Origin of the sequence: Enterobacter sp. 2VL (assembly GCF_005503595.1) — a bacterium.
In the GTDB taxonomy this organism is placed as follows: domain Bacteria; phylum Pseudomonadota; class Gammaproteobacteria; order Enterobacterales; family Enterobacteriaceae; genus Enterobacter; species Enterobacter cancerogenus.
In genome coordinates, this window is sequence record NZ_SCNE01000002.1 from 538,288 (window position 1) to 562,551 (window position 24,264).

21 protein-coding genes are annotated in these 24,264 nt (G+C 59.5%); 7 read left to right on the plus strand and 14 right to left on the minus strand.

Annotated features, from left to right (window positions below; all coding sequences use genetic code 11):
- Positions 1–36 precede the first annotated feature (36 nt).
- Positions 37–1,158: a YbdK family carboxylate-amine ligase gene (locus tag FFS28_RS06970; RefSeq protein WP_088207743.1), complete on the plus strand. Its 1,122-nt coding sequence runs from the start codon at positions 37–39 to the stop codon at positions 1,156–1,158.
- Here the strand turns inward: FFS28_RS06970 and FFS28_RS06975 are convergent.
- From FFS28_RS06975 to FFS28_RS06985, 3 genes are all read right to left on the minus strand, one after another.
- On the minus strand, positions 1,148–4,243 hold the full coding sequence (locus FFS28_RS06975) for an efflux RND transporter permease subunit (protein WP_137849139.1): 3,096 nt from the start codon (positions 4,241–4,243) through the stop codon (positions 1,148–1,150). The genes FFS28_RS06970 and FFS28_RS06975 overlap by 11 nt on opposite strands.
- Positions 4,244–4,252: 9 nt before the next feature.
- Entirely contained in the window at positions 4,253–5,317 is a 1,065-nt protein-coding gene (locus FFS28_RS06980; RefSeq protein WP_006177027.1) for an efflux RND transporter periplasmic adaptor subunit, read from the minus strand.
- Positions 5,318–5,424: 107 nt separating this feature from the next.
- A complete protein-coding gene (locus FFS28_RS06985) occupies positions 5,425–8,133 on the minus strand; it encodes a cation-transporting P-type ATPase (RefSeq protein WP_102891296.1) in 2,709 nt (902 codons plus the stop codon).
- A 485-nt stretch (positions 8,134–8,618) separates the two neighbouring features.
- Here FFS28_RS06985 and FFS28_RS06990 point away from each other — a divergent pair, with 485 nt between their 5' ends.
- The gene (locus FFS28_RS06990; protein WP_137849140.1) at positions 8,619–8,867 is read left to right on the plus strand and encodes a DUF1158 domain-containing protein; all 249 of its coding nucleotides are present in this window, start codon (positions 8,619–8,621) and stop codon (positions 8,865–8,867) included.
- On the opposite strand, the gene FFS28_RS06995 is transcribed toward FFS28_RS06990, so the two are convergent.
- From FFS28_RS06995 to FFS28_RS07005, 3 genes are read right to left on the minus strand one after another with little or no spacing between them, the layout of a single operon-like run.
- The gene (locus tag FFS28_RS06995; protein WP_137849141.1) at positions 8,853–10,421 is read right to left on the minus strand and encodes an alpha/beta hydrolase-fold protein; all 1,569 of its coding nucleotides are present in this window, start codon (positions 10,419–10,421) and stop codon (positions 8,853–8,855) included. The two genes, FFS28_RS06990 and FFS28_RS06995, sit on opposite strands and share 15 nt — an antisense overlap.
- Before the next feature lie 56 nt (positions 10,422–10,477).
- Positions 10,478–10,819: a RamA family antibiotic efflux transcriptional regulator gene (locus tag FFS28_RS07000; RefSeq protein ID WP_088207746.1), complete on the minus strand. Its 342-nt coding sequence runs from the start codon at positions 10,817–10,819 to the stop codon at positions 10,478–10,480.
- Positions 10,820–10,852: 33 nt separating this feature from the next.
- Entirely contained in the window at positions 10,853–11,956 is a 1,104-nt protein-coding gene (locus FFS28_RS07005) for a RomA family MBL fold metallo-hydrolase (RefSeq protein WP_137849142.1), read from the minus strand.
- A gap of 191 nt (positions 11,957–12,147) precedes the next feature.
- Here FFS28_RS07005 and FFS28_RS07010 point away from each other — a divergent pair, with 191 nt between their 5' ends.
- The 3 genes from FFS28_RS07010 to nfsB all read left to right on the plus strand — a co-directional run bounded on the left by FFS28_RS07010 (position 12,148) and on the right by nfsB (position 13,870).
- On the plus strand, positions 12,148–12,738 hold the full coding sequence (locus tag FFS28_RS07010; protein WP_042320908.1) for a TetR/AcrR family transcriptional regulator: 591 nt from the start codon (positions 12,148–12,150) through the stop codon (positions 12,736–12,738).
- Entirely contained in the window at positions 12,728–13,096 is a 369-nt protein-coding gene (locus tag FFS28_RS07015; RefSeq protein ID WP_137849143.1) for an MmcQ/YjbR family DNA-binding protein, read from the plus strand. Before FFS28_RS07010 ends, FFS28_RS07015 begins: the two co-directional genes overlap by 11 nt.
- Before the next feature lie 120 nt (positions 13,097–13,216).
- A complete protein-coding gene (nfsB, locus tag FFS28_RS07020) occupies positions 13,217–13,870 on the plus strand; it encodes an oxygen-insensitive NAD(P)H nitroreductase (RefSeq protein WP_006177019.1) in 654 nt (217 codons plus the stop codon).
- 49 nt (positions 13,871–13,919) lie between these two features.
- On the opposite strand, the gene FFS28_RS07025 is transcribed toward nfsB, so the two are convergent.
- The 4 genes from FFS28_RS07025 to FFS28_RS07040 all read right to left on the minus strand — a co-directional run bounded on the left by FFS28_RS07025 (position 13,920) and on the right by FFS28_RS07040 (position 16,556).
- Positions 13,920–14,207, minus strand: coding sequence for a helix-turn-helix domain-containing protein (locus FFS28_RS07025; RefSeq protein ID WP_137849144.1), 288 nt, complete (start codon positions 14,205–14,207; stop codon positions 13,920–13,922).
- Positions 14,179–14,517: a type II toxin-antitoxin system RelE/ParE family toxin gene (locus FFS28_RS07030; RefSeq protein WP_137849145.1), complete on the minus strand. Its 339-nt coding sequence runs from the start codon at positions 14,515–14,517 to the stop codon at positions 14,179–14,181. Before FFS28_RS07030 ends, FFS28_RS07025 begins: the two co-directional genes overlap by 29 nt.
- A 138-nt stretch (positions 14,518–14,655) precedes the next feature.
- Complete coding sequence (locus FFS28_RS07035; RefSeq protein WP_137849146.1) at positions 14,656–15,690, minus strand: glycosyltransferase family protein; 1,035 nt, start codon at positions 15,688–15,690, stop codon at positions 14,656–14,658.
- Complete coding sequence (locus FFS28_RS07040; protein ID WP_006177015.1) at positions 15,687–16,556, minus strand: helix-turn-helix transcriptional regulator; 870 nt, start codon at positions 16,554–16,556, stop codon at positions 15,687–15,689. The genes FFS28_RS07035 and FFS28_RS07040 overlap by 4 nt, the downstream gene beginning before the upstream one ends.
- 107 nt (positions 16,557–16,663) lie before the next feature.
- On the opposite strand from FFS28_RS07040, the gene FFS28_RS07045 reads away from it, so the two are divergent.
- Positions 16,664–18,100, plus strand: a complete 1,437-nt coding sequence (locus tag FFS28_RS07045) for an MFS transporter (protein ID WP_137849147.1) — start codon at positions 16,664–16,666, stop codon at positions 18,098–18,100.
- 66 nt (positions 18,101–18,166) lie between these two features.
- A complete protein-coding gene (locus FFS28_RS07050) occupies positions 18,167–19,411 on the plus strand; it encodes a mechanosensitive ion channel family protein (RefSeq protein ID WP_137849148.1) in 1,245 nt (414 codons plus the stop codon).
- On the opposite strand, the gene FFS28_RS07055 is transcribed toward FFS28_RS07050, so the two are convergent.
- The 4 genes from FFS28_RS07055 to FFS28_RS07070 all read right to left on the minus strand — a co-directional run bounded on the left by FFS28_RS07055 (position 19,412) and on the right by FFS28_RS07070 (position 23,873).
- The gene (locus FFS28_RS07055; protein WP_006177011.1) at positions 19,412–20,383 is read right to left on the minus strand and encodes a LacI family DNA-binding transcriptional regulator; all 972 of its coding nucleotides are present in this window, start codon (positions 20,381–20,383) and stop codon (positions 19,412–19,414) included.
- A 75-nt stretch (positions 20,384–20,458) separates the two neighbouring features.
- Complete coding sequence (locus FFS28_RS07060; protein ID WP_137849149.1) at positions 20,459–21,601, minus strand: Gfo/Idh/MocA family protein; 1,143 nt, start codon at positions 21,599–21,601, stop codon at positions 20,459–20,461.
- Positions 21,594–22,619 carry a sugar phosphate isomerase/epimerase family protein gene (locus FFS28_RS07065; RefSeq protein WP_137849150.1) on the minus strand — a complete coding sequence of 342 codons (1,026 nt, stop codon included), beginning with the start codon at positions 22,617–22,619 and terminating at the stop codon, positions 21,594–21,596. The genes FFS28_RS07060 and FFS28_RS07065 overlap by 8 nt, the downstream gene beginning before the upstream one ends.
- 15 nt (positions 22,620–22,634) lie before the next feature.
- Positions 22,635–23,873: an MFS transporter gene (locus FFS28_RS07070; protein ID WP_042321419.1), complete on the minus strand. Its 1,239-nt coding sequence runs from the start codon at positions 23,871–23,873 to the stop codon at positions 22,635–22,637.
- Positions 23,874–24,264 lie beyond the last annotated feature (391 nt).

The following is a 24,264-nucleotide window of genomic DNA, read 5'->3' on the forward strand; positions in this document are numbered from 1 at the left end:
TCTATACTCACTGAAAACCAGACAACGGAGTGCACCATGCCTTTACCCGACTTTCATTCCTCTGATCCTTATACCCTTGGCATTGAGCTTGAACTCCAGGTGGTCAACCCGCCGGGCTACGACCTGAGCCAGGACTCCTCTGCCCTTATCGCCGCCGTTGAGCACGACATCAAAGGCGGTGAAGTGAAGCACGACATCACCGAGAGCATGCTCGAGATTGCCACCGGCGTGTGCCATAACATCGACCAGGCGGCGGCGCAGTTTTCAGTGATGCAGCAGAGCATTCTGCGTGCGGCGGCAGAACAGCACATTCAGATTTGCGGCGGCGGGACGCACCCTTTTCAGAAATGGCAGCGCCAGGAGGTGTGCGACGACGAGCGCTATAACGTCACGCTGGAGCGCTTTGGCTATCTGATTTTGCAGGCCACGGTGTTTGGCCAGCACGTTCACGTGGGCTGCCGGACCGGGGATGACGCCATTTACCTGCTGCACGGCCTGTCGCGTTTTGTGCCGCACTTTATCGCGCTGGCGGCCTCATCGCCCTACATGCAGGGAACGGACACCAAATTTGCGTCATCGCGCTTGAACATTTTCTCGGGCTTCCCGGACAACGGTCAGATGCCCTGGGTCAACAGCTGGCAGGAGTTTGAAGGGCTGTTCCGCCGTCTGAGCAGCACCAGCATGATCGACAGCATTAAAGATCTGCACTGGGACATCCGCCCCAGCCCGCACTTTGGCACGGTGGAGGTGCGGGTGATGGATACGCCGCTGACGCTCGGTCATGCGATCAACATCGCCGGGTTGATTCAGGCGACGTCGCACTGGCTGCTGACCACGCGGCCCTATAAGCATCAGGAAAAAGATTTTCTGCTGTACCGCTTCAACCGTTTTCAGGCGTGCCGTTACGGGCTGGAAGGGATCCTGACGGACGTGCATACCGGGGAGCACAAAACCGTGGCGCAAGATATTGCCTGGCTGCTGGAGCAGGTTGCGCCGTCGGCCGAGAAGCTCGGCGCGACCAGCGCGATAAAAGAAATTGCCCTGATGCTGAAACAGGGCAAGAGCGAGGCGCAGCGCATGCGGGACTTCATTGCAGACGGTGGCTCGCTCATCTCCTTAGTGCAGAAACACAGCGAACTGTGGGCGACTAGCCCGTAAGGCGATGCCCCCACTCACGCAGGCGCTGGAACAGCACAAACAGCGCCGGAATAAAGAGGATGCCGACCACGGTCGCCACCAGCATGCCGCTGAACACCGTGGTACCGATGATGCGTCGACTCTGGGCACCAGCCCCGCTCGCCAGCATCATCGGCAGAACGCCGATAATAAAGGACACGGCGGTCATCATTACCGCACGGAAGCGGCGTGATGCCCCTTCCCGCGCCGCATCGACAATCGCCATTCCGTCCATGCGCCGCGCGCGGGCAAACTCAACGATCAGGATGGCGTTCTTGGCGGCCAGCGCGATCAACAGCACCAGGCCAATCTGCACGTACACATCGTTAGCGTATCCGGCGATCCACAGCCACACCAGCGCTCCGCCGATGGCGAACAGCACCGACAGCATCACGCTCGCGGGCAGCGTCCAGCTCTCATACTGGGCGACGAGGAACAGCCACGCCATCACCACCGCCGCCAGCACGATCCAGATCGCCTGATTACCGGTCTGCTGCTCCTGATACGACATGCCGCTCCAGGCGTAGTCATACCCGGCGGGCAGGTTCGCGGCCAGGATCTGGCCCATCACCGCCATCGCCGTGCTGCTGCTCACCCCGTCTGCCGCCGAGCCGCTCACCGACACGGACGGGAACTGGTTGTACTGCTGCAGGAACGGCGCGCCGACGCTCGGCGTGATGGTGACGAGGTTGCTCAGGCGCACGCGTTCGCCGCCGTTGCTGCGCACAAACAGCTCGCTGATTTGCTCTGCGCGCTCGCGCCACTGCATCTCGTTTTGCATCACCACGTGGTAGATCCGGTTGTTCACGCTGAAGTCCCCGGCGCGCGTCCCCCCAAAGGCAGTTTGCAGGCTGCTGAAGATACGCGAGACCGGCACGTCGAGACGGGCCGCGCGCTCGCGATCGACCGTCAGCGTAAGCTGCGGCACGTTGCTGCTCCAGGTGGTGAACACGCGGCTCAGCTGCGGGTGCTGGTTCGCTTTCGCCAGCACCTCGCGCGTGACGCGCTCCAGCTCCGCCGGGCTTTGCCCCGCCTGCGCCTGAATACGAAGGTCGAAACCGGAGGCGTTGCCCAACCCCGGCAGCGTCGGCGGCGCGAAGGTCATGATGGTTGCTTCCGGCAGGGCCAGAAGCTGGCGCTGCAAAGTGCCCATCACCTCGTCCAGCGGCGGGCGCTCGCTCCAGTCCTTCAGCATGATGGAGATAAAGCCGCCGTTAGAGGCGCTGGTGCCGTTGAGAATGTTAAACCCGGAGACCTGAATCACATCCTCCACCGCCGGGTTTTTGGCGATCAGCTCGCGCGCCGTGGTCATCACCGCCTCGGTTCGCTCAAGCGACGCCGCCTCCGGCAGCTGGACGCTGGCGAAGAAGTACCCCTGATCTTCCTGCGGCAGGAAGCCTTTTGGCATCGACATAAAGCTGAACACGACGATGGCCGCCGCCCCTGCGGTTGCCAGCAGCGCCAGCCACGGGCGCAGGTTAAGCGCGCTCACCATGCGGGTGTAAGCGTTGCGCGTGGCGTCCAGCCCGCGGTTGAAGCCGCGGAAAATTGCGGCCGGATGCGCCGGGCGCGGACGCAGCAGCATGGCGCACAGGGCGGGCGTTAACGTCAGCGCCACCAGGCTTGAGAGCGTGACGGCGGTAGAGAGCGTGACCGCGAACTGACGGTACAGCTCGCCGACGATGCCCGGCAGCAGCGCCACCGGCACAAATACCGCCAGCAGCACGAGGGTGGTGGCAATCACCGGCCCGGCAATCTGGCGCAGCGCCAGCGCGGTCGCCGCCGTGCGGCTCTGCCCTTCCGCCATCAGCGTTTCGACGCTCTCAACCACCACGATGGCATCATCCACCACCATGGTCAGCGCCAGAATAATGGCGAACAGGCTCAGCGTGTTGGCGGAGTAACCGAGCGTGTAGAGCACCGCAAAGGTCCCCACCAGCGACACCGGAATCGCAAGGGCAACAATCAGCGTTGCGCGCCAGCTCTGCAGGAACAGGGAGACGACCACCACCACGGCCAGCATGGTCAGCGCCAGCGAGACGCCGATCTCCTTGATGGTGGCGGCCACAAAGGAGGTGGTATCGAATTTCACCTCATAGGTGAGGTCGTCCGGGAAGCGCGTGGAGAGCCGCTCCAGCTCGGCGCGTACCGCGTCGGCCACGCGCAGGGCGTTGGCGGACGGCGTGGGATAAATACCGAGATAGGCGGAGTCATGCCCGTTGAGCTGCGCGCCGGAGCTGTAGCTGCGCGAGCCAAGCTCGATGGTCGCCACGTCCTTCAGGCGCACCAGTTGCCCCATCTCCCCCGCGCGTATGATCACGTCGGCAAAATCCCCGGCCTGACTTAAGCGCCCCAGCCCGTTGATGGTCAGGGTCTGCTGCTGGCCGTTAAACACCGGCGGCGTGCCGACCTGGCCCGCCGCGCCCTGGACGTTTTGCTCGCGCAATGCCTGCGCCACGTCGTCGGTGGTGACGTTAAGGGCGTTCATGCGATCCGGACGCAGCCAGATGCGCATGCTGTAGTCACGCGCGCCAAACATCTGCACCTGACCGACCCCCGGCAGGCGGGACAGCGCCTCGCGCACCTGGGTGCTGGCGTAGTTGCTGACGAACAGCGGCGTGTGGGTGTTGTTCGGTGAGTAAAGGCTTACCCCCATCATCAGGTTGGTGGCGCGCTTGCGCACCTGCACGCCGTTTTGCTGCGCCTCGGCGGGCAGTTGCGCCAGGGCCTGCGCCACACGGTTTTGTACGTCGATGGCGGCCAGATCCGGGTCAGTGCCTGCCGCAAAGGTGATGTTCAGGCTATAGCTGCCCTCGTCCGAACTGGTGGATTCCATGTAAAGCATGTGATCCACGCCGTTAAGCTGGGTCTCAAGCGGCGTGGCGATGGCTTCCGCCACGTCAGCCGAGCTGGCGCCGGGCCAGCTCGCGGAGACATTCACCACCGGTGGCGTGATCTGCGGATACTGCTCCACCGGAATAATGCGCAGCGCAATGGCGCCAAGCAGGGTGATGACCAGCGCAATCACCATCGCAAAGCGCGGGCGTTTGATGAAAAACGTCAGCATGATGGCTCCTTAGTTCAGTATCTGGACGGCAGCGCCAGGCTGTACGCGCTGCGCGCCGTCAGTAATCGCTCGCTCACCCGGCTTAACGCCGGAGGTAATCTGGAACTGCTGGCCCATCTGCCCGGCGATGGTCAGCGGGCGTTTTTCGGCTTTGCCGTCGGCGTTAATCACCCAGGCAAAGAATCCGTCACCGTTCTGCTGGACCGCCGCGGCGGGCAGCGTCATAACCGGCTGAACGCTTGCCGGGCGCAGGTAAACGTTCACATTACCGCCGGGCAGCAGTTGATGGCGCGGGTTGGCGAACTCGGCGCGCAGCATCACGCTGGCGGTCCGCGGGTCGATACGGTTGTCCACGGAGGTTAATTCCCCGAGAACGCGCTGGCCGTTACTGTCGATCAGCGCCTGCCAGGCACGCTTCATGGCGCTGATATCGGCGTGCTGCCCGGCCTTGGTGGCAAACGCCCCCTCTTCCAGCGCAAACGCGATGCGGATCGGGTCAAGCTGCACCACCTCCACCAGAACGCCGCTACCGGGGTTGACCAGGCTGCCCACGTGGAACTGGCTGTGGCCCACGCGGCCATCAATCGGCGAGATGATGCGGGTGTAGGCCAGGGTGACATTGCGGGTTTCGAGCCGGGCTTTTGCCTGCTCCAGCGCCGCGCGGGCAACGTCGCGCTGCATGCGGGCGTTATCCACGTCGTGACGGCTGATGGCGTTGCTGCTGCCCAGGCTTTCGAAGCGGGAAAGCTGCTGCTGCGCCTGACGCAGCGTGGCTTCGGCGCTGGTCACCTCGGCCTGCGCCAGACGCACGGCGGCGCGCGGCTCGGCATCGTCCAGCTCGAACAGCACGTCACCTTTTTTTACGTACTGCCCGTCGCGAAAGTGGATGTTGGTGATCACCCCTTCCGTACGGGCGCGCAGTTCCACGGTGTGGATAGCCTCGATGCGGCCGGGGATCTGCCGCTCGGCGGCGTGGGCGGTCTGCTCTACGGCGGCCACGCGCACGGGAATGGCGGCGGCAAAAGCGGGTTGCAGGGTGCAGGCGAGAAGCGCGAACAGGAGTGGGAGTTTCATGGGGAGTACCTCAGATGTGTCCGCCCTCACCCCGGCCCTCTCCCACAGGGAGAGGGAGGTCAGAGTCCCCTCTCCCTGTGGGAGAGGGGTAGGGTGAGGGCAAAAGATTATGCAGCCTTACGGAACCTGCGGGTCAGTCGCTTCTCGATTTCAACGATGAAGAACATCACCCCTGCAACCGCCAGCGTCACGAACCAGTAGCGCAGCGGCAGTGCTTCGGTGCCAAACAGCATCTGCATAAACGGCAGGTAGATGATGGCCGCCTGGAGAAGGAACAGCACGCCCGTGACCAGCCAGATGCCTTTGTTCGCCAGCAGACCGCGGTTCAGGGAGAACCCTTCGGTGTTACGGCAGTTAATCATGTACACCCACTGCGCACACACCAGCATCTGCAGCAGCACGGTGCGGATGAACTCCGCGCTGTGGCCGCGCGGGGCCAGCCAGGCTTCCAGGGCAAACGCCGCAATCGCAATCATGGTGCCGACGAAGGCCACGCGCCAGACGGCGTAGGCGTCCATCACGTGCTGTCCGGTCTGACGCGGCGGACGGCGCATGATGTTGCGCTCGGCGGCTTCAAAGGCCAGGCCGAAGGAGAGCGTGGCGGAGGTCGCCATGTTCATCCACAGGATCAGGACCGGCGTCAGCGGAATAATGTTCCCCGCCAGCAGCGCAATCACAATCAGCAGCCCCTGCGCCAGGTTGGTCGGCATGATGAACAGAATGGTCTTTTTCAGGTTGTCGTACACGCGACGCCCCTCTTTCACCGCACTGGCGATGGTGGCGAAGTTATCGTCCGTCAGGACCATATCCGCCGCCTCTTTGGTGACTTCCGTCCCTTTGATGCCCATCGCGATACCGACGTCCGCCTGACGCAGCGCCGGGGCATCGTTTACACCGTCGCCGGTCATGCCGACAATCTCACCTTTGTCCTGCAGGGCCTGCACCAGGCGCAGCTTATGCTCCGGGCTGGTACGGGCGAAGATGTCATATTTCACCGCCGCATCGGCAAGCTCGGCATCGCTCATTTTCTCCAGCTGATAGCCGGTAACCGCCTGCTCGCTGTTGGTGATCCCCAGCATCTGGCCGATGCTCATCGCCGTCTGCGGGTGATCCCCGGTAATCATCTTGACGCGGATCCCCGCCTGCTGGCAGGCATGAATGGCATCGATGGCTTCCGGACGCGGCGGATCCATCATCCCGGCGATACCGAGGAAGATCAGGCCGGTATTCAGGTCGTCGTGCGTGAGCGCCGTTTCGCCGTTGGCTGGCTTAAACGCTGCGGCAACCATGCGCAGCCCCTGACGGGCATAGCGCTCCATTTCGGTTTCCCAGTACGCGCGGTTGAACGCTTCGGTCCCGTTGCGGGTCTGCTGCTGCTCACACAGGGCGAAAATCACGTCCGGCGCACCGGTGATCAGGATCTGCTCCTCGCTACCAATCTGGTAGTGGGTGCTCATGTACTTGTACTGCGAGTCGAACGGGATTTTGTTGACCAGCGTCGTCATTACCGGCGCGAGGTTGGCTTTCGCCGCCAGCACCTTCAGCGCGCCTTCGGTTGGCCCCCCGGTGATAGCCCACAGGCCGCGCTCGTCCTGAATCATCTGACTGTCGTTACACAGGTCGATGGTGCGCAGGTACTGCTCCAGCACGGTCCCCGGCTGGATCTGCACCGGCTCGTCGCTGCCTTCCAGATAGATGTTACCTACCGGCTCGTAGCTGTTGCCGTCCACGCGGTAGCAGCTCTCAGCGGTGATGATCGCTTTCACCGTCATTTCGTTCATGGTCAGGGTGCCGGTTTTATCCGAGCAGACCACGGTCATTGCCCCCAGGGTTTCCACCGTTGGCAGTTTGCGGATAATTGCCCGCTTGCGCGCCATCGCCTGCACGCCCAGGGAGAGGATGATGGAGATAATCGCCGGCAGACCTTCCGGTACAGAGGCCACCGCCAGGCTAATCAGGGAGAGCAGCAGCTCGCCCATCGGGATATCGCGGAAGACCAGGCTGAAGACAAACAGCGCGGCCATCATCGCCAGAATAATGACGAAAATCGCTTTGCCAAGCTTGTCCATCTGCACCAGCAGCGGCGTGCGGTGTTTTTCAATGCCCGCCATCATCTGGTTGATGTGACCAAGCTCGGTCTCCTGCCCGGTGGCAATGACCACGCCGACGCCACCGCCCGCGCTAACGGTTGTCCCCGAGAAGACCAGGTTGGTGCGGTCGCCTAGCGGTAATTCGCCGCTCAGCGGCTGGGTCTGTTTATCCACCACCGTTGATTCACCGGTGAGAATAGCCTCTTCAACGCGTAGGTTGTGCGCTTCAATAAGACGCATATCCGCCGGAATACGATCGCCTGCGCGCAGCACAACAATATCGCCCGGCACCAGGTCGGTGGTCGGGATGGTTTCGTGATTACCATTGCGAATAACGCGCGCCTCGCTGGAGAGCATATTTCGAATACTCTGCAGGGATTTTTCCGCGTTACTTTCCTGAATGTGGCCAATTAAGGCATTGATGACCGCCACGCCCAGAATAACCAGCGTATCGACCCAGTGGCCCATGACCGCCGTTAATACGGCTGCCGCCAGCAGGACATAGATCAGGACATCATTAAAGTGTGCCAGAAAACGCAGCCAGCCCGGCTTGCCCTTTTTCTCAGGCAGCGCGTTTGGCCCCACTTTCTGCAGGCGCGCCTGCGCTTCAGCGCGATCCAGCCCCTGTGGCTGCGTCTGCTGGTGCGCCAGCACCTGCTCAACGGTCTGCTGAAAAGCGTTGTTGCCCGCGGGCGGCATGTTCTGAGAAATATTTTTTTTGGTCATTTTCTTTCCTTTAATTTCCGGTGGACGGAAGCCTGAATTCCTTTCTGGCTTAATAAATTCATTTTTAATGCTTGCGGGTTAATTTGTTCTACCGCAATATAATTACTGCCGGGTTATTCAAAACTGTTTAAAACTATTTCGATAAGCTGATTTTTACAAAATATTTCTAAACCAACATTAAACGAGGAGGAAGCATGTTTGGTATTTATCGCGGTCGCCGCCTGGCGTTATACATTGTCGCAGCCATTGTTATTGCTACGTTAATTGGCTACAGCACCTATAGCTTTGTAAAATTATTTGCGTAATACAGACGTTTATTTACAGAACGCGATAATAATTGAAGTGCGGGCCGTTATGTATTTTGCCAGAGGAATTTATTTGCGGCTAAAAGCAGCGTTTTAAATAAAAATCGCTGACGGGGTTTATATTGCTTTACGTTCGAGGATGCCGGACAATGACATTTTTAACTGACGATTAACATTATCATGAAACACCCGTTAGAATCGCTGCTCACCGCAGGCGGCATTTTATTGTTGGCCCTGCTCTCCTGCCTGCTGCTGCCTGCGCCTTCACTGGGGATGGTGCTGGCGCAGAAGCTGGTGATCACCTTCCACATGGTCGATTTGAACCAGCTGTACACCATTCTGTTCTGTCTGTGGTTCTTGCTGCTCGGCGCCATCGAATTCGTTATCCTGCGTTTCGTCTGGCGCCGCTGGTTTTCACTGGCGTCGTAAGCCGGTGAAATCGCGCATGCCGTGGATCAGCGCTTCACACCAGGCCGCGTAGTCGTGGCCGCTGGACCACGGGTGGAAGCTCACGCGGTAGCCCTTTTCCCGCAGGACGTTTTCAAACTCCCGCGTGGTGCGATAGTTCCCCCCGCCCGGCCCCGCTTGTTCAAACTTGCCGGCCTGAAGCCAGAAACGCACCGGGTACAGCGGCGACTGCTGATACTGACGCGTCAGCCAGCCGGGCGCTTCCCCTTTCGGTGCCCACCAGTAGGAGCCAGACAGGCTCAGAACATTGCCAAACAGCCGCGGATAGCGCAGCGCCACCCATGACGAGGCAATGCCCCCGTAGCTTGAACCTGCCAGCACCGTTTTCTGCCGCTGCGTGGCGATCCCCTGCGCACGAAGCTGCGGCAGCAACTCATGCGCCATAAAATCAGCAAAATCGGGGTTCGGCGGCAGCTCTTTACCGCGACGGGCGTGATCGAGGCTGTCGATAAACACCACGTTGACGGGCGGAAGATGGTGTCGGGCAATCAGGCCATCCAGTACACTGGCGAAATGGTATTCGTCCTGATAAATCTGCCCGTCGAAAAGAATCAGCGTCCACCGCGCAGGCTGCGCGCCGCGTGGTTGCCAGGTTATGACGTCTCGGGTATTGCCGAGGATACGGCTGGTGATTTTCTGGCGGGTGAGCGTGCCGTTTATCACCGGCTGCGCCATCGCCTGCACGGAGCAGTAGCGCGCCGGGCTGAGATCGAGCAGTGAAAACCGGTTCCAGCGGTCGGCTTTTTGTTCACCAAAGGTATGGGGGTTGAGCGGATCGGCCTGAGCGCTCACCAGGATTGCCCGGCGGCGATCGTGCACAGAGCCTTCCACTGCGGGGACATCCGGCGCAAGCTTGTACTGCATAAGCGTGTCGGCGGGCACTACGTAGCTGCGAAACCAGACGTCGGTCGTCCCCAGGCGGAACAGCGGGTCGTGTTCGCCCGACGGAGAGCCGAAAAGAAAGACATTTTCGCGCGCACCGCGCCACAGGAAGGTGATCCGCTTGTGCTCCGCATCGACCGGCTCCACCATTGGCGTACCCTGCTGGCGCTGCAGCGCCCAGAACGCCTCGGTAGTTCCGCCCGCCGCCACCGTTTTAGCCAGCGCCTGCAGCGTCGGGCTTTCAGGCGCCAGCATTTGCACCCGCGCCAGGGCAGATGTCTCTTTCATCCGCCACTGAAAGCGCCACGGCTTGCCCGCTTCGCCGTGCAGCACCAGCGAGGTGTTCTGCTTTACCGGCAGCGCAAAGAGCAGCGTATGTTCACCATCCGCAGGCCCGTTTTCCACCAGCGTGCGGATGCGGCGGTTTTGCCCGTCCAGCAGGCGAGCGTCGGTTACGCCCTGTAGCGTGGCGGAAACGTAATTTTCAGCAAGCTCGGGCAGCATAAAACAGACTTCGCCGCTGGCATCAAACTTCCCCTCAACCTCTCCCTGCAGGGAAGTGTGTTCGCACGTCGCCGCCATCGCTGGCAGCGCGCCGATCCCTAATAACAATCCACTCCATGCGCTCTTCATTACCGCGTGTTCCCCGATAAAATTTGCACTCACGCTAATGCAAATGGGAATTATTTTCAATGCGCCCGGGTATGATTTTCCTTGCGGTAAGCGCCGGGCGGCTGATGGAACGTGCGGGTGAAAATACGCGTAAAGGTCTGCTGCGAGTCAAAGCCGTAGCGCAGGCAGATGTCATACACCCGCTCGTCGGATTCGCGCAGGTCGCGCGCCGCCAGCAGCAGCTTGCGTTCGCGAATATAGCGCCCCAGACTCTCTCCTTTGTACTGCATAAACAGCCGCTGAAGATGCCACTTCGAGTAACCCGCGTGGCGGGCGATCTCTTCTATGCGCAGCGGCTGATGCAGGTTGTCGTCGATCCATTCGACGATAGTGTCGATAACCTGAGCGGAAATAGTCATGTTGCGCTCTCCTTCTGCTCTTTGATTCATCATTTATTCCCACCACGGGCGAAATTGCTGAGCGGTATCATTCACGCGGACCGGCTCGCCCAGTTCCGGCGTTAACAGCCGATAGCCTTTGTCGCGGCTGGCTTTTGCGAGCTGGATCAGCGGATCGTTCCAGGTATGTTTCGCCAGCACAAACCGTCCGTTATGGCCCGGCACCACCGCTTTGGCATTGAGATCCGCTGCGGCCTGCGCCGTTTCATCCGGCAGCATGTGAATGTACTTCCAGTCCTGGTCATACTGGCCGTTTTCCATGATCGCGAGATCGACTGCGCCAAACTGCTCGCCAATATCCCGGAAATGCGGCCCGTAGCCGGAGTCACCGCTGTAGTACACCTTCTGTTCAGGCGTGACGAACATAAAGCTGCCCCACAGCGTCTGGTTGCGTTTGATGCCGCGCCCGGAGAAGTGGCGCGCAGGCAGAACGTGCACGGTCAGCGCCTCGCTGATGCGTATCGACTGGTTCCAGTCGCGCTCGTCGATAATCGTCGGGTTCATCCCCCAGTAGCGCAGATGTGAACCCACGCCAAGCGGCGTGACCACGCGCTTCACCTTCGGCAGCAGCGCTTTGATGGTGGCGTAATCCAGATGGTCATAGTGATCGTGCGAAATGATCAGCAGGTCGATCTCGGGCATGCTCTCGGCACGCCACGGGTAGTCCCCCTCAAAGGCTTTGTTGAGGAACGAGAACGGCGCGGCGTAGTTGCCCAGGACCGGATCGATCAGGATGCGCTTCCCCGCTAACTGCAGATACCAGGACGAGTGCCCCAGCCACACCAGCGTGTCCTGCGCCAGCGGCAGGCTGGCGAGATCGGTGTTGACCAGCGGCAACGGCTGCGCGGGACGGGCGTTTTCGGTTTTTTTCGTCAGAAACTCCCACATCGCCACCAGCATATTTTTGTCGCCGTTGTAGCCCGGCGTCGGCAGTGCATTGTGAAACGCCCCGTCGCGATACTGGGGCGAAGCTTGCAACCCGGAGAGCTGTTCTCCCTGCGGCGGCTGGCCAAATCCGGCGTTCAGGACAAAGGGTAAACTTGCAGCTGAAGCAATAATCATGACAAACACCACGCAGATGAATAGAGGCTTTTTCATTTTCCCGACTCGCCGACGCGCCCCTTCCGATGGTTTGCGCGGATGACACTTGATTATGAGTGAGTAAGCACTCATTATAGATACGATGAATATATCGTCAAGATGTTTTCGAACTTTGACATTCCGCGTTGCAGCAGCCTGACGCGCATGATTCAATACGTTTTTTTACAATTGACAAAGAGGAGAATTTGGTGGCACGTCCGAAGAGTGAAGATAAAAAACAGGCCTTACTGGAGGCAGCAACCGCTGCATTTGCACAGTCAGGCATTGCCGCCTCAACGGCGACCATCGCCCGTAGTGCCGGGGTCGCCGAAGGCACTCTGTTTCGCTACTTTGCTACCAAAGACGATCTGCTGAATGCCCTCTACCTGCACCTGAAGCAGGATCTCTGCCAGACCATGATGGCGAACCTTGACCGCTCGATCACCCTGCCAAAAGAGCATACCCGTAACATCTGGAACAGCTATGTGGACTGGGGGATTCGTAACCCGGCGGCTCACGGGGCGATCCGCCAGCTTGGTGTGAGCGAGAAAATTTCTACTGAGACCGAACAGGCCGTTCACGACATGTTTCCGGAGCTGAATGAACTGTGCCGCCGCTCGGTGCGCCCGGTATTTATGTCCGACGAATTTAAAACCTTCGGCGATGCCATCTTCCTGTCGCTGGCCGAGACCACCATGGAATTCGCCACCCGCGATCCGTCCCGTGCCGTGGATTTTAAAGCCCTCGGCTTTGAGGCCATGTGGCGCGCGCTCGCCATAGAGAACACCGATGGACAGTAAATCATTACAGGAACACGCGATGCGCGTGGCGCTGGCGCTGCCGTTCACCGAGCACTGCTGGCCGTTCGGCCCGGAGTTCGACGTGTTTAAAGTCGGCGGCAAGATTTTTATGCTTGTCGCGGTCGCTCACGGGCGTCCGCACGTCAGTCTGAAATCCGATCCGGAAAAATCGCTGCTCAATCAGCAGATCTACCGCGGCGTAGAGCCGGGCTATCACCTGAATAAAAAGCACTGGATTTCGCTCTACGGCACCGACGATATCACGCCCGACGTGGTGACCGATTTCATCCACGATTCGTGGAATCTGGTCGTCGATAAGCTGGCGAAAAAGGACCAGAAGCGGATACGCCCCGTCTGATTGTTCGTCTGAGACGAACAGAATAAGCGCTCGAATCGCACTTATCTTTTTCCGCGTCGCCCTGTAATCTGCTTTCCTTTCGCGCCCACATGCGGGCGATTTTTACTACCAGGAGTTGTTATGGATATCATTTCTGTCGCCCTGAAACGCCACTCTGCCAAGGCGTTCGACGCAAGCAAAAAACTGACCGCAGAAGAAGCGGAGAAAATCAAAACCCTGCTGCAGTACAGCCCGTCCAGCACGAACTCCCAGCCGTGGCACTTTATTGTTGCCAGCACTGAGGAAGGCAAAGCGCGCGTGGCGAAATCTGCTGCGGGTACCTATGTGTTCAACGAGCGCAAAATGTTGGATGCCTCTCACGTGGTGGTGTTCTGCGCCAAAACCGCGATGGACGATGCATGGCTGGAGCGCGTGGTGGATCAGGAAGAAGCTGACGGGCGTTTCGCCACGCCGGAAGCGAAAGCCGCAAACCACAAAGGCCGCTGCTACTTCGCAGACATGCACCGCGTGGATCTGAAAGATGACGACCAGTGGATGGCAAAACAGGTTTACCTGAACGTGGGTAACTTCCTGCTGGGCGTGGCCGCGATGGGTCTGGACGCGGTGCCGATTGAAGGCTTCGACGCGGCGATCCTCGACGAAGAGTTTGGCCTGAAAGAGAAAGGCTTCACCAGCCTGGTGGTGGTACCGGTTGGCCACCACAGCGTGGAAGATTTCAACGCCACGCTGCCAAAATCTCGCCTGCCGCTGAGCACCATTGTGACCGAGTGCTAGTAACCATGGGCCGCGCGTAGCGGCCCATTACAAGTAGGTTGAACAGGGTTCAATACAGCGTAATCTGCGGATGCTTCACCCCGCATACCAGCGCATAACGCGTTAACGTATCAAGGCTTGCTCGCGTGATATTGGCTTCCATTCGTGACACCGTTGGCGCACTGACCCCCATCCGTTCCGCAACCTGTGCACGCGTCAGGCCTGCATGGCTTCGCCACTGCGCCAGCATCTCCTGCAGACGCGCTTTGCGCTCTTCTGAGTTAAATGCGGCCTGCACGTCTGCGTGGCTTAACAGCTCGGTTCTCAACTCATCCCAGTCGATTATTTTCTTGCTCATCCAACATCTCCTGTTGCCGTTTCAGTGCCAGACTTATCTCCGCAGACGGCGTTTTCTGCGTCTTCTTGATAAACACGCGCAAAAGAAAAAGGGTTCTCTCACGCTGGTAGACGTATATCCCACGGCTCTGCATAAGCCCGACGGTGCGTATTTCAAACAAGCCATGCGGCAATGGCTTGCTGTCAGGCTCACGCAAAACCGTCGGATTAGCGCGTAATTTATCAAGCTGGCGAATCAGTTTCGCCTGAACCACGGCGGGCAACGCGAGGATCTCTTCCCTCACGGCCTCATGGACGATGAATCTGAACATCTTTATTCATCCCTGAAAATATTAACATATAAGGCAATTTGCATTAAAGGCTAATTTTGCCTTTCGTTATTTACCTTACCTGCATCATTCAGGAGATGCTGGACTCTCGCTTATTCCCTGAAAGCCCCTCGCAAAAAACTATTTTTCCCTGCTCCCGGCATGCCAGATTTTTTCCGCATAGCGACCAATCACCGCCAGCGATGCCGCTAGAATCAGGAAGAACACGACCTTGTTCATCCCCTCCCAGAAATATTCGAAATAGCGGGTATAGAGATTGATGGCGAGGAAGGTCAGGCCAAAACCGCGCAGCATGCCGTCGTCGGTTTTCAGGCTGATGAAAATGCACAGCACCGCCGCCACGGCGAAGAGCAGCGCCCACGGCAGCAGCGATGACTGCGTGACGCCGTACCAGCTGTCGATATCGTTGTTGCCAAAAATCGACAGGATCCACAGGGCGACAAACAGATACGTCAGCCCCATCGCCTTACTGGTGGTATAGAGGTGGCGGGGTTGCAGTACGCCGCGCAGGACATAGCACAGCGCCAGCAGCACGCCGCCGAAGACGATAAAGCGCACCGGGTAGCTCATGCCCAGCCAGTACGCTCCCCAGCCGGACATATAGCCCGTTTCGGCACCGAACCAGTTGCCGAGCGAAAGCAAAAAGAAGAGCCAGACCAGCCCCGAGCGCCCGAAATAGCCAACCAGGCCGTAAACCGCACACCCGGCCAGGAACAACGGCGCAACGTGGCCGCTGCCGTTATCAAGACGTTCACCAAGCTGCCACAGGGCAATGGCGGTAAAGAACACCCCGAGGAACAGGATGGCTTCCGTGCTGTAGTGCCACGGGGTTTCTCGCCGCTGGCGGCTGAAGCCCCACAGGTAAAACAGCACGGCGGCAAGCAGAGGCAGACCGATGCGGGCGATAAAGGAAGAAGAGAAAAATGCGATAATGCGCGCCATCAACTCGCTATCGGCAAACAGGCTGCCGATGGCGATGATCACGCAGGCGAGCGCGGTCCAGAAGGCGTAGCGGCTTAGCCGCTGCCAGTCCATCGTTACGCGCCTCAGGGTTCCGGCCAGACGCTGATGTTCGTCGGGTGTTAATGCCCCATCCTGTTCCCACGCCGCGAGCGCCCGGCGTAAAACCCGCTCCTGCTTGCGCGTCACGTTCATTTTGCCTGCTCCGCCAGCCAGTCCATGACTCTCTCCCCTGCCTCGTCCACCGGGAGGTACACCAGCAGCCGCGAGCCGTTGCGCGGCGCTGAGTACCAGTACATCTGCTGTAAATGAAAATCCCCCAGCTCAGGATGGGTAAACAGCTTGAGCTGGTTTTCCACACCGCGCACGTCGTTGCGCTGGTGCCACAGGGTTTGAAACTCATCTGAAACCGCAAAAAAGCGCGCCAGTTTGGCTTCCCACTGCGGATCGCCCCGGTGCTCAGCCATTGCCGCGCGGAAGTAGGAGACGAAGATCGGCAGCACGTCGTCGCGCTTGCCCAGCCTTGCGCGCCACGCCGGATGGGTGAGGAACAGGTAAATACAGTTGCGATCTTCCGGCGGGATGTCGTTGAAATCGACGCCCATCAAATGACCAAAGCTATCGTTCCACGCCACGATATCAAAGTTTGGTTTCTGGATGCTGGCGGGCTTTGGCATCAGGGTATCAAGCAGGCGGCGCGTGCCTTCGCTGATCCCCTCGCAGCAGACCGCCTGCGGTGCTTCACCCGGCGGTAATCCGGCCAGCACGAAAAGATGGCGGGCTTCGGTCGGGGTGCATTGCAGCGCTTTAGCAACAGCTGCCATCACCGCGCTCGACGGATTGACGTCCCTGCCCTGCTCCAGCCAGGTGTACCAGGTTACGCCCACGTCTGCGAGCATCGCCACCTCTTCACGGCGCAAGCCCGGCGTGCGGCGACGCCCGCTGCGCGGCAAGCCGAGACGCTGCGGGTCGAGGCTTTCGCGCCGTGCGCGTAAAAATGCCCCGAGCTGTTTTCGGGTGTCATCCTGAAGCGAGGTGACAGGTTCAGACATCAGCGCCATAAATCCCCCTGCATGGTAGTGCCAGTACCAGTATAAGCAAGAACTGGTACCCGTTTATCAGATAGACGATGCTACGTCTCTACGCCGTTTGACGCAATGGAGTTACCATGAACAGGTCAGTTATTTCACCAGGTCGTGCAGGCCTGATACTGCTGTTAACCGGGCAGATGCTGCCGCTTATCGATACCTCAATCACCAACGTCGCGCTGGACTCCATCACCCATTCGCTACACGCCACCGCCACAGAACTGGAGCTGATTGTCGCGCTTTACGGCGTGGCCTTCGCCGTCTGCCTGGCGCTCGGCAGCAAGCTCGGGGATAACCACGGTCGCCGTCGTCTGTTTATGTGGGGCGTGGCGAGCTTTGGACTGGCCTCGCTGCTGTGCGGGATGGCGGGCAACATCGAACAACTGCTTGCCGCGCGCATCGTTCAGGGTGCCGGGGCGGCGCTGATCGTGCCGCAAATTCTCGCCACGCTGCATGTGACGTTAAAAGGGCCGTCGCACGCCAAAGCCATTAGCCTGTTCGGCGGTATCGGCGGAATAGCTTTTATCGTCGGCCAGATGGGCGGCGGCTGGCTGGTATCGGCGGATATCGCCGGGCTGGGCTGGCGCAACGCCTTCTTCATCAACGTCCCCATTTGTCTGGTGGTGCTGGCGTTAAGCCGCCGCTATGTACCGGAAACCCGCCGCGAAACGCCGTCGCGCATCGACTGGACGGGCACCGCGTTGCTGGCGATGATCCTCTGCTGCCTGTTGTTCCCGATGGCGCTCGGTCCGCAGTGGCACTGGTCGTGGCCGCTGAAGGCTGCACTGATTGCCATTATCCCGCTGGCCTGGCTGATGGTGCTGAATGCGCGTAAAAAAGAGCGCGAAGATGCCCACCCGCTGATCCCGCCGCGCCTGATGCAGCTTGCGAGCATCCGCTTTGGCGTGCTGATCGCGATGCTCTTTTTCAGCGTCTGGTCCGGCTTTATGTTCTGTATGGCGCTGACCATGCAGACCGGTCTTGGCATGGCACCGTGGCAGTCGGGGAACAGCTTCATCGCGCTGGGGGTGACCTATTTTGTCTCCGCGTGGTTTGCCCCGCGCCTGATTGCCCGTTACCGCACCAGCACCCTTCTGCTGGGCGGCCTGGCGATCCAGATCCTCGGCCTGCTGGCGCTGATCGCCACCTTCCGCCACTGGGGGATGAACAATACGGCCCTGACGCTGGCACCGGCGACCGGGCTGGTCGGTTACGGGCAGGCGTTAATTGTGAACAGCTTCTACCGTATCGGGATGCGCGATATCCAGCCGGACGACGCGGGCGCAGCAAGCGCCATTTTGAGTACGCTTCAACAGGCGGCGCTGGGGCTTGGCCCGGCGATTTTCGGTGCGATTTTGCTGCACGCGCTGCAAAGCCACCACGGGGATTACACGCAGGCGGTCAACGTCTTCCTGATGGTGGAAACGGCAATGATGATTGCCCTTGCGCTGGCAACGGTGCGTATGCGCCATCGCCTGTGCCTGCCGGTGATCACGACCTGCCACGCGACGAAGTAATGCGCCAGAATTTGCATAATATATCCGCAGCCGCCATTATGGGGCTGCAACAATACAGGAGATGTTATGCAGGAATTAATTGCTCAGGTTGAAGAGTTAGGGATTGAAATTAATCACACCACATCGCTGGTGATTATCTTTGGTATTATTTTTCTGACTGCCCTTATCGTGCATTTTATATTGCACAAACTGGTGCTGCGCGCCTTTGAAAAGCGTGCGCAGGCCAGCAGCCATTTGTGGCTGCAAATCATTACCCAGAATAAGTTATTTCACCGTCTGGCCTTTACCATTCAGGGGATAATCGTCAACGTTCAGGCGGCGCTGTGGTTACAAAAAGGCAGTGAAGCGGCGGAAATACTCACCACCTGCGCGAAGCTGTGGGTGATGGTGTATGCCCTGTTGTCCTTCTTCTCGCTGCTGGACGTGATCTTTAATCTGTCGCAAAAAATGGCGACCGCGTCCCAGCTGCCGCTGAAAGGCATTTTCCAGGGCGTTAAGCTGGTGAGCGCCATTCTGGTCGGGATTTTGATTATCTCCCTGCTGATCGGTCAGTCTCCCGCGATTCTGATTAGTGGCCTGGGTGCCATGGCCGCGGTCCTGATGCTGGTGTTTAAAGACCCGATCCTTGGCCTTGTGGCGGGCATTCAGCTTTCGGCTAACGATATGCTCAAGCTCGGCGACTGGCTGGAGATGCCGAAATATGGCGCTAACGGCACGGTGACGGACATCGGCCTGACCACCGTGAAGGTGCGTAATTTCGATAACACCATCACCACCATTCCGACGTGGGCGCTGGTGTCCGACGCGTTCATCAACTGGAGCGGCATGTCAGCTTCGGGCGGTCGCCGCATTAAGCGCAGCCTGAATATTGATACCACCAGCATTCATTTCCTCGACGAGCAGGAGCAGCAGAAACTGATTCAGGCGAAGCTGCTGAAACCTTATCTGGCCGCGCGTCATGAGGAAATTAACCTGTGGAATCAGCAAAACGGCGAAGGGGAATCGGTATTAAACCTGCGCAAGATGACCAATATCGGCACCTTCCGCGCCTATCTGAATGAATATCTGCGCAACCACCCGCGTATCCGTAAAGATATGACATTGATGGTGCGCCAGCTCGCGCCGGATGCCAACGGTCTGCCTGTTGAAATATATGCCTTCACCAATACGGTGGTCTGGGCGGAATATGAAGATATCCAGGCCGATATCTTCGACCATATTTTTGCCGTGGTGGATGAGTTTGGTCTGCGGATCCATCAGTCGCCAACCGGGAACGATATTCGCTCGCTGGCGGTTGTTTCAGCAAACTAATCAGGCGCTGGCGCGGGAAATAAAGCGCCAGTCCATCATCACTCTTTCCGTGGGCGCATCGGGGTTGTCGATCTTATTTAACAGCAGATCGACAGCCTTGCGCCCGATATCCCGCGACGGCTGTTCAATGGTGGTAAGCGAGATCATCTCCGCCAGCTCCGTACCGTCAAACCCCACCACTGCAATATCCTCCGGTACCCGCAGCCCTGCCTGCTGAATAGCGCGCAGCGCACCTGCCGCCAGAGTATCGGAAACCGCGAATACCGCGTCCGGCGGATCCTCCTTCAACAGTTTTTGCATCGCCGCCATCCCGGCGCCGGAACTGAGATCGCTGGCGTATTCAACCGCCTGATAATCGAGATCGCGCAGGTGGATCACGCTCTTGTAGCCGCGCTCGCGCAGGCGGGCATACTTGTAGCTGAGGTCGTGGTTGATCAGCGCAATGCGCGTGCACCCGCGTTCGGCAAGCTGGCTGACGACGTGCTGCGAAGCATCGACGTCGTTAATGCCGACGCAGGACACCGCCCCGGCATCGGCGTATTCCGCGCACTGCACCCACGGCGCGTTGCCGATAAGCGCGGAGAGTTCCGGCAGCTTCGAGAACGCATCCATGGTGATAATCCCGTCGACGATTTTCCCCGTCAGCAGGCTTAACCCCGAGCGGGAGCGTTCGATGTCCGAGCCGGAATTGCAGAGTAAAATGCGGTAGCCGTTCTTTTCGGCCTCTTCTTCGATGCCCTTGACCACCTCGGCACAGAACGGGTTGGCGATGTTCGAAACCATCACCAGAATCATATAGCTGCGGGCGGTGCGCAGCTGGCGCGCCAGCAGGTTCGGCTGGTAGTTGCTCTCCCGGATCGCCTGCAGGACGCGCTCGCGGTTTTTCGCTTTAACCGTGTCGCTGTTGTTCAGCACACGAGAAACCGTCGCCACGGACACCCCGGCCAGTTGAGCGATTTTCTGAATTGACATAGCGACGACACATCCTGCGGTTAGCGTTTTATGCAGGCTATCATAATTTCGCGGCCCGGCGAACCGGGCAGCACGTCATCGTTCCACCCTCACCCAGCGCTGCTGCTGATGGCTTTTTACAATGGCATCAATGATGTACATGACGTTTGCGCCGTCGTGGAAGGTCGCAAACAGCGGCTGCACGGGCATGCTGCCCGCCTGCACGGCGCGGTAGAACTGCGCCATCATGTTTTTGAAGGCATCCGGCCAGCCCTCGATATGGCCGCCGGGGAAGTGGGCGCTGTCGGCCGCGTCGCGGTTCATCAGACCGGGGTCGTCGGTGAGGATCTCGTTTGCCTGCGCGCGATGCCCCACCCACAGCTGCTGCGGCACCTCCTGATCCCACGCCACCGACATCTCGCTGCCGTTGATTTCCAGCGTCAGGCGGTTTTTACGCCCGGCGCTGACCTGCGAGACGCTAAAACTGCCCTTGCTGCCGTCGTCGAAGCGGATCAGCACGGAGCCAAAATCTTCGGTAGTGACCGGTTTGTCCTCATACGCCGCGAGTGGATCGTGGCTGAAGGTCTGATTTCCCGCCACGCTGGCCTTGCGCGTCTGCCAGACGATAGAGAGATCGGCCATCACCTCGGTGATACGCCGCCCGGTCACAAACTGTACGGTATCACACCAGTGAGAGCCGATGTCCGCCACCGCGCGGGATGCGCCGCCGAGCGCGGCATCCACCCGCCAGTTGTAGTCGGTTTCCAGCAGCATCCAGTCCTGCAGGTAGCTGCCGTGTGCAGCAAACAGTCGCCCGAGGCTACCCGCGCGCATCATGCTCGCCGCCTGACGCACCATCGCAAACTGGCGATAGACAAAGCTTACGCCGTGTATTACACCCGCCTGCTCCGCCAGCGCCACCAGCTCGCGCGCCTCGTCCGGCGTCATACACAGCGGTTTTTCGGAAAACAGATGCTTACCAGCGCGTAAAATCTGGCGGTTAATCGCGGCGTGCAGGTGGTTTGGCGTGCAGTTGTGCACCACGTGCAGATCCGGGTGCGCAAGCAGATCCTCCACGCGGCCATAAGCGTGGGGGACGTTAAGCGCGCGCGCCTTTTCCTGCGCCTGCGCGAGCGAGCTGTCGCACAGCGCGACAACCTGCACCACACCGAGACGGCGCAGCGCCTCAATATGGGCCGGGCCGATAAAGCCGCTGCCGATAATACCGACGTTAATCATGGCTGCCTCCTGCGGCGAAATCATCAAACGCCCGCCCGGAAACCGGAATGATATGGCGGCGGATAAACTCGCTGCCTTCGCGGGCACCAGTATCGCCATCCTTCAGGCAGCACTCCCACTCCAGCACCGCCCAGCCGTCGTAGTCGTACTGGGTCAGCTTGCTGAAGATACCCTTGAAGTCGATCTGCCCGTCGCCGAGCGAACGGAAACGCCCGGCGCGATCGATCCACGGCTGGTAGCCGCCGTATACGCCGCTGCGCCCGTTGGGGCGAAATTCCGCATCCTTGACGTGGAACGCTTTGATGCGCGCGTGGTAGATGTCGATAAAGGTCAGGTAATCCATCTGCTGCAACAGCATGTGACTGGGATCGTAGAGAATGTTGCAGCGCGGATGGTTATCAAGCAGCGCCAGAAAACGCTCGAAGGTTACGCCGTCGTGCAGGTCTTCCCCCGGATGCAACTCAAAACAGACGTCCACGCCCTGTTCATCGAAGGCGTCGAGAATGGGCCGCCAGCGGCTTGCCAGTTCCTGAAACGCCGCCTGAAACCGCTGCGCGTTGTGCGGCGGCCACGGATAGAAAAACGGCCAGGCCAGCGAGCCGGAGAACGTCGCGTGCGCCTTTAACCCCAGCCTGGCGGAGGCCACCGCCGCCTGTGTGAGTTTCTCCGTTGCCCAGGCCTGGCGCGCCGCGTCGTTACCGCGCACGCTGACCGGGGCGAAGTGGTCAAACGCGTCGCTGTAAACATCGCTCACCGCAACCAGCTGGCCTTCAAGATGGGTCGACAGTTCGCTTATCACCAGCCCGTGTTCCGCCAGCTTACCGGTAATGTCGTCGCAGTAGGCCTGGCTTTCTGCCGCGTTCTCCACGTTAAAAATGTGCGGATGGTTACAGGGAATTTGCAGGGCTTTGTAGCCCTTCCCTGCTGCCCAGCTTGCCAGCCCGTCCAGCGAGTTAAACGGCGCGTCCCCGCCGATAAACTGCGACAGAAAAATCCCGGGTCCTTTTATCGTCCTCATACCACCTCCTGAACCTTACGCCTTGTCATCGTCATACCTGAACGTGAAAAGGAAAATGAGTGCAATCGCCGCGGCAGCCACCGCCGGGATCCACCAGAATGTGACCCACGCCTGCGGCACAGGTTGACCCGCCACCAGACGGTTATACAGCGCGCCGGATATCTGCGAGCCGAGCAGCATCCCGATACCGTAGGTGAACATGACGATCATGCTCTGGGCCTGGCCTTTAACCTTTTCGCCCGCCACGCGGTCGGTATAGATAAAGCCCACCACAAAGAAGAAATCGTAGCAGACGCCGTGGAGCAGAATGCCGAGGTAGAGCAGGATGCGCCCCTCTTCACTGACGCCCATCGCGAACATGGCGTAACGCACGAACCACGCCAGCATGCCAATGAGCAGCATGTATTTCACGCCCAGACGGCGGAACAGCAGCGGGATCACCAGCATGAAGAAGATCTCGGACATCTGCCCGAAGGACATGGCGGTGCTGACGTCGGCAATGCCCGCATCTGCGAGATACGAGGCGGTATAGGCGTAATAGGTACCGAGCGGTACGGAGATCAGCATCGCGCAGACGGAGAAGACCAGGAAGTGGCGCGTTTTGAGCAGCGCAAAGGCGTCCGCGCAGAAGAGATCGCGCACTTTAACCGGCAGGCCTTTCGCCGGCGCGGGCGTGTGCGGCAGCGTCAGGCTATAAAGCGCCAGTAGCACGGAGCTGGCGGCCGCCACCTGAAAGATGGTGACGCTTGAAGCCACGCCGGTCACGCCGATAAATATCCCCGCCACGATCCAGCCGATGGTGCCAAACACGCGCACCACCGGGAAGGTTTTATCGACGTTCGCCAGGCTGTGAAACGCGATGTTGTTGGTCAGCGCCAGCGTTGGCATGTAGCAGAGCGTATAGCCAAAGAGCAGGCCAATCAGCAATGCGCCGTTTTGTGCAATAAGCGCGCCGGGAACGAACCACAGGATCGCCGCGCCCGCGAGGTGCATCACCGCCATCACCTTCTGCGAGGCAAAGAAGCGATCCACCAGCATACCAAGTACAAACGGCGAGAGAATGGAGGCGATTGGCCCGGCGGAAAACGCATCGCCAATCAGCAAAGACATGTTGTGCTGGGTCATTACCAGGCCGAGCGTGACCGACCAGCTGCCCCAGATAAAAAACTGCAGAAACATCATCAGCGACAAACGCGGCACCAGCAGCCGGTGCTGCCCTATCGCCTGTCCACGACTTTCGGTTGTTGACACCATGATAAGCCTCACCCAGAGAAAGTAATCGATTACAAAACGGTTCAATTAAAAAGTAATCGATTACAAAACAAAGATCCTGGGGATCGAGACGGATTTGGGAGAGGGGTCACGATAAAGAAGACGCGTTTGCTGGTTGGGTAATGACGTGTAGGCCCGGTAAGCGCAGCGCCACCGGGCAAAGGATTACGTGCGGTCTGGTGCCCTCACCCCAACCCTCTCCCACAGGGAGAGGGAGGCAAACCCCTACCACGTGTAGGCCCGGTAAGCGCAGCGCCACCGGGCAAAGGATTACGTGCGGTCTGGTGCCCTCACCTCAACCCTCTCCCACAGGGAGGGGGAGGCATACCCCTACCACGTGTAGGCCCGGTAAGCGCAGCGCCACCGGGCAAAG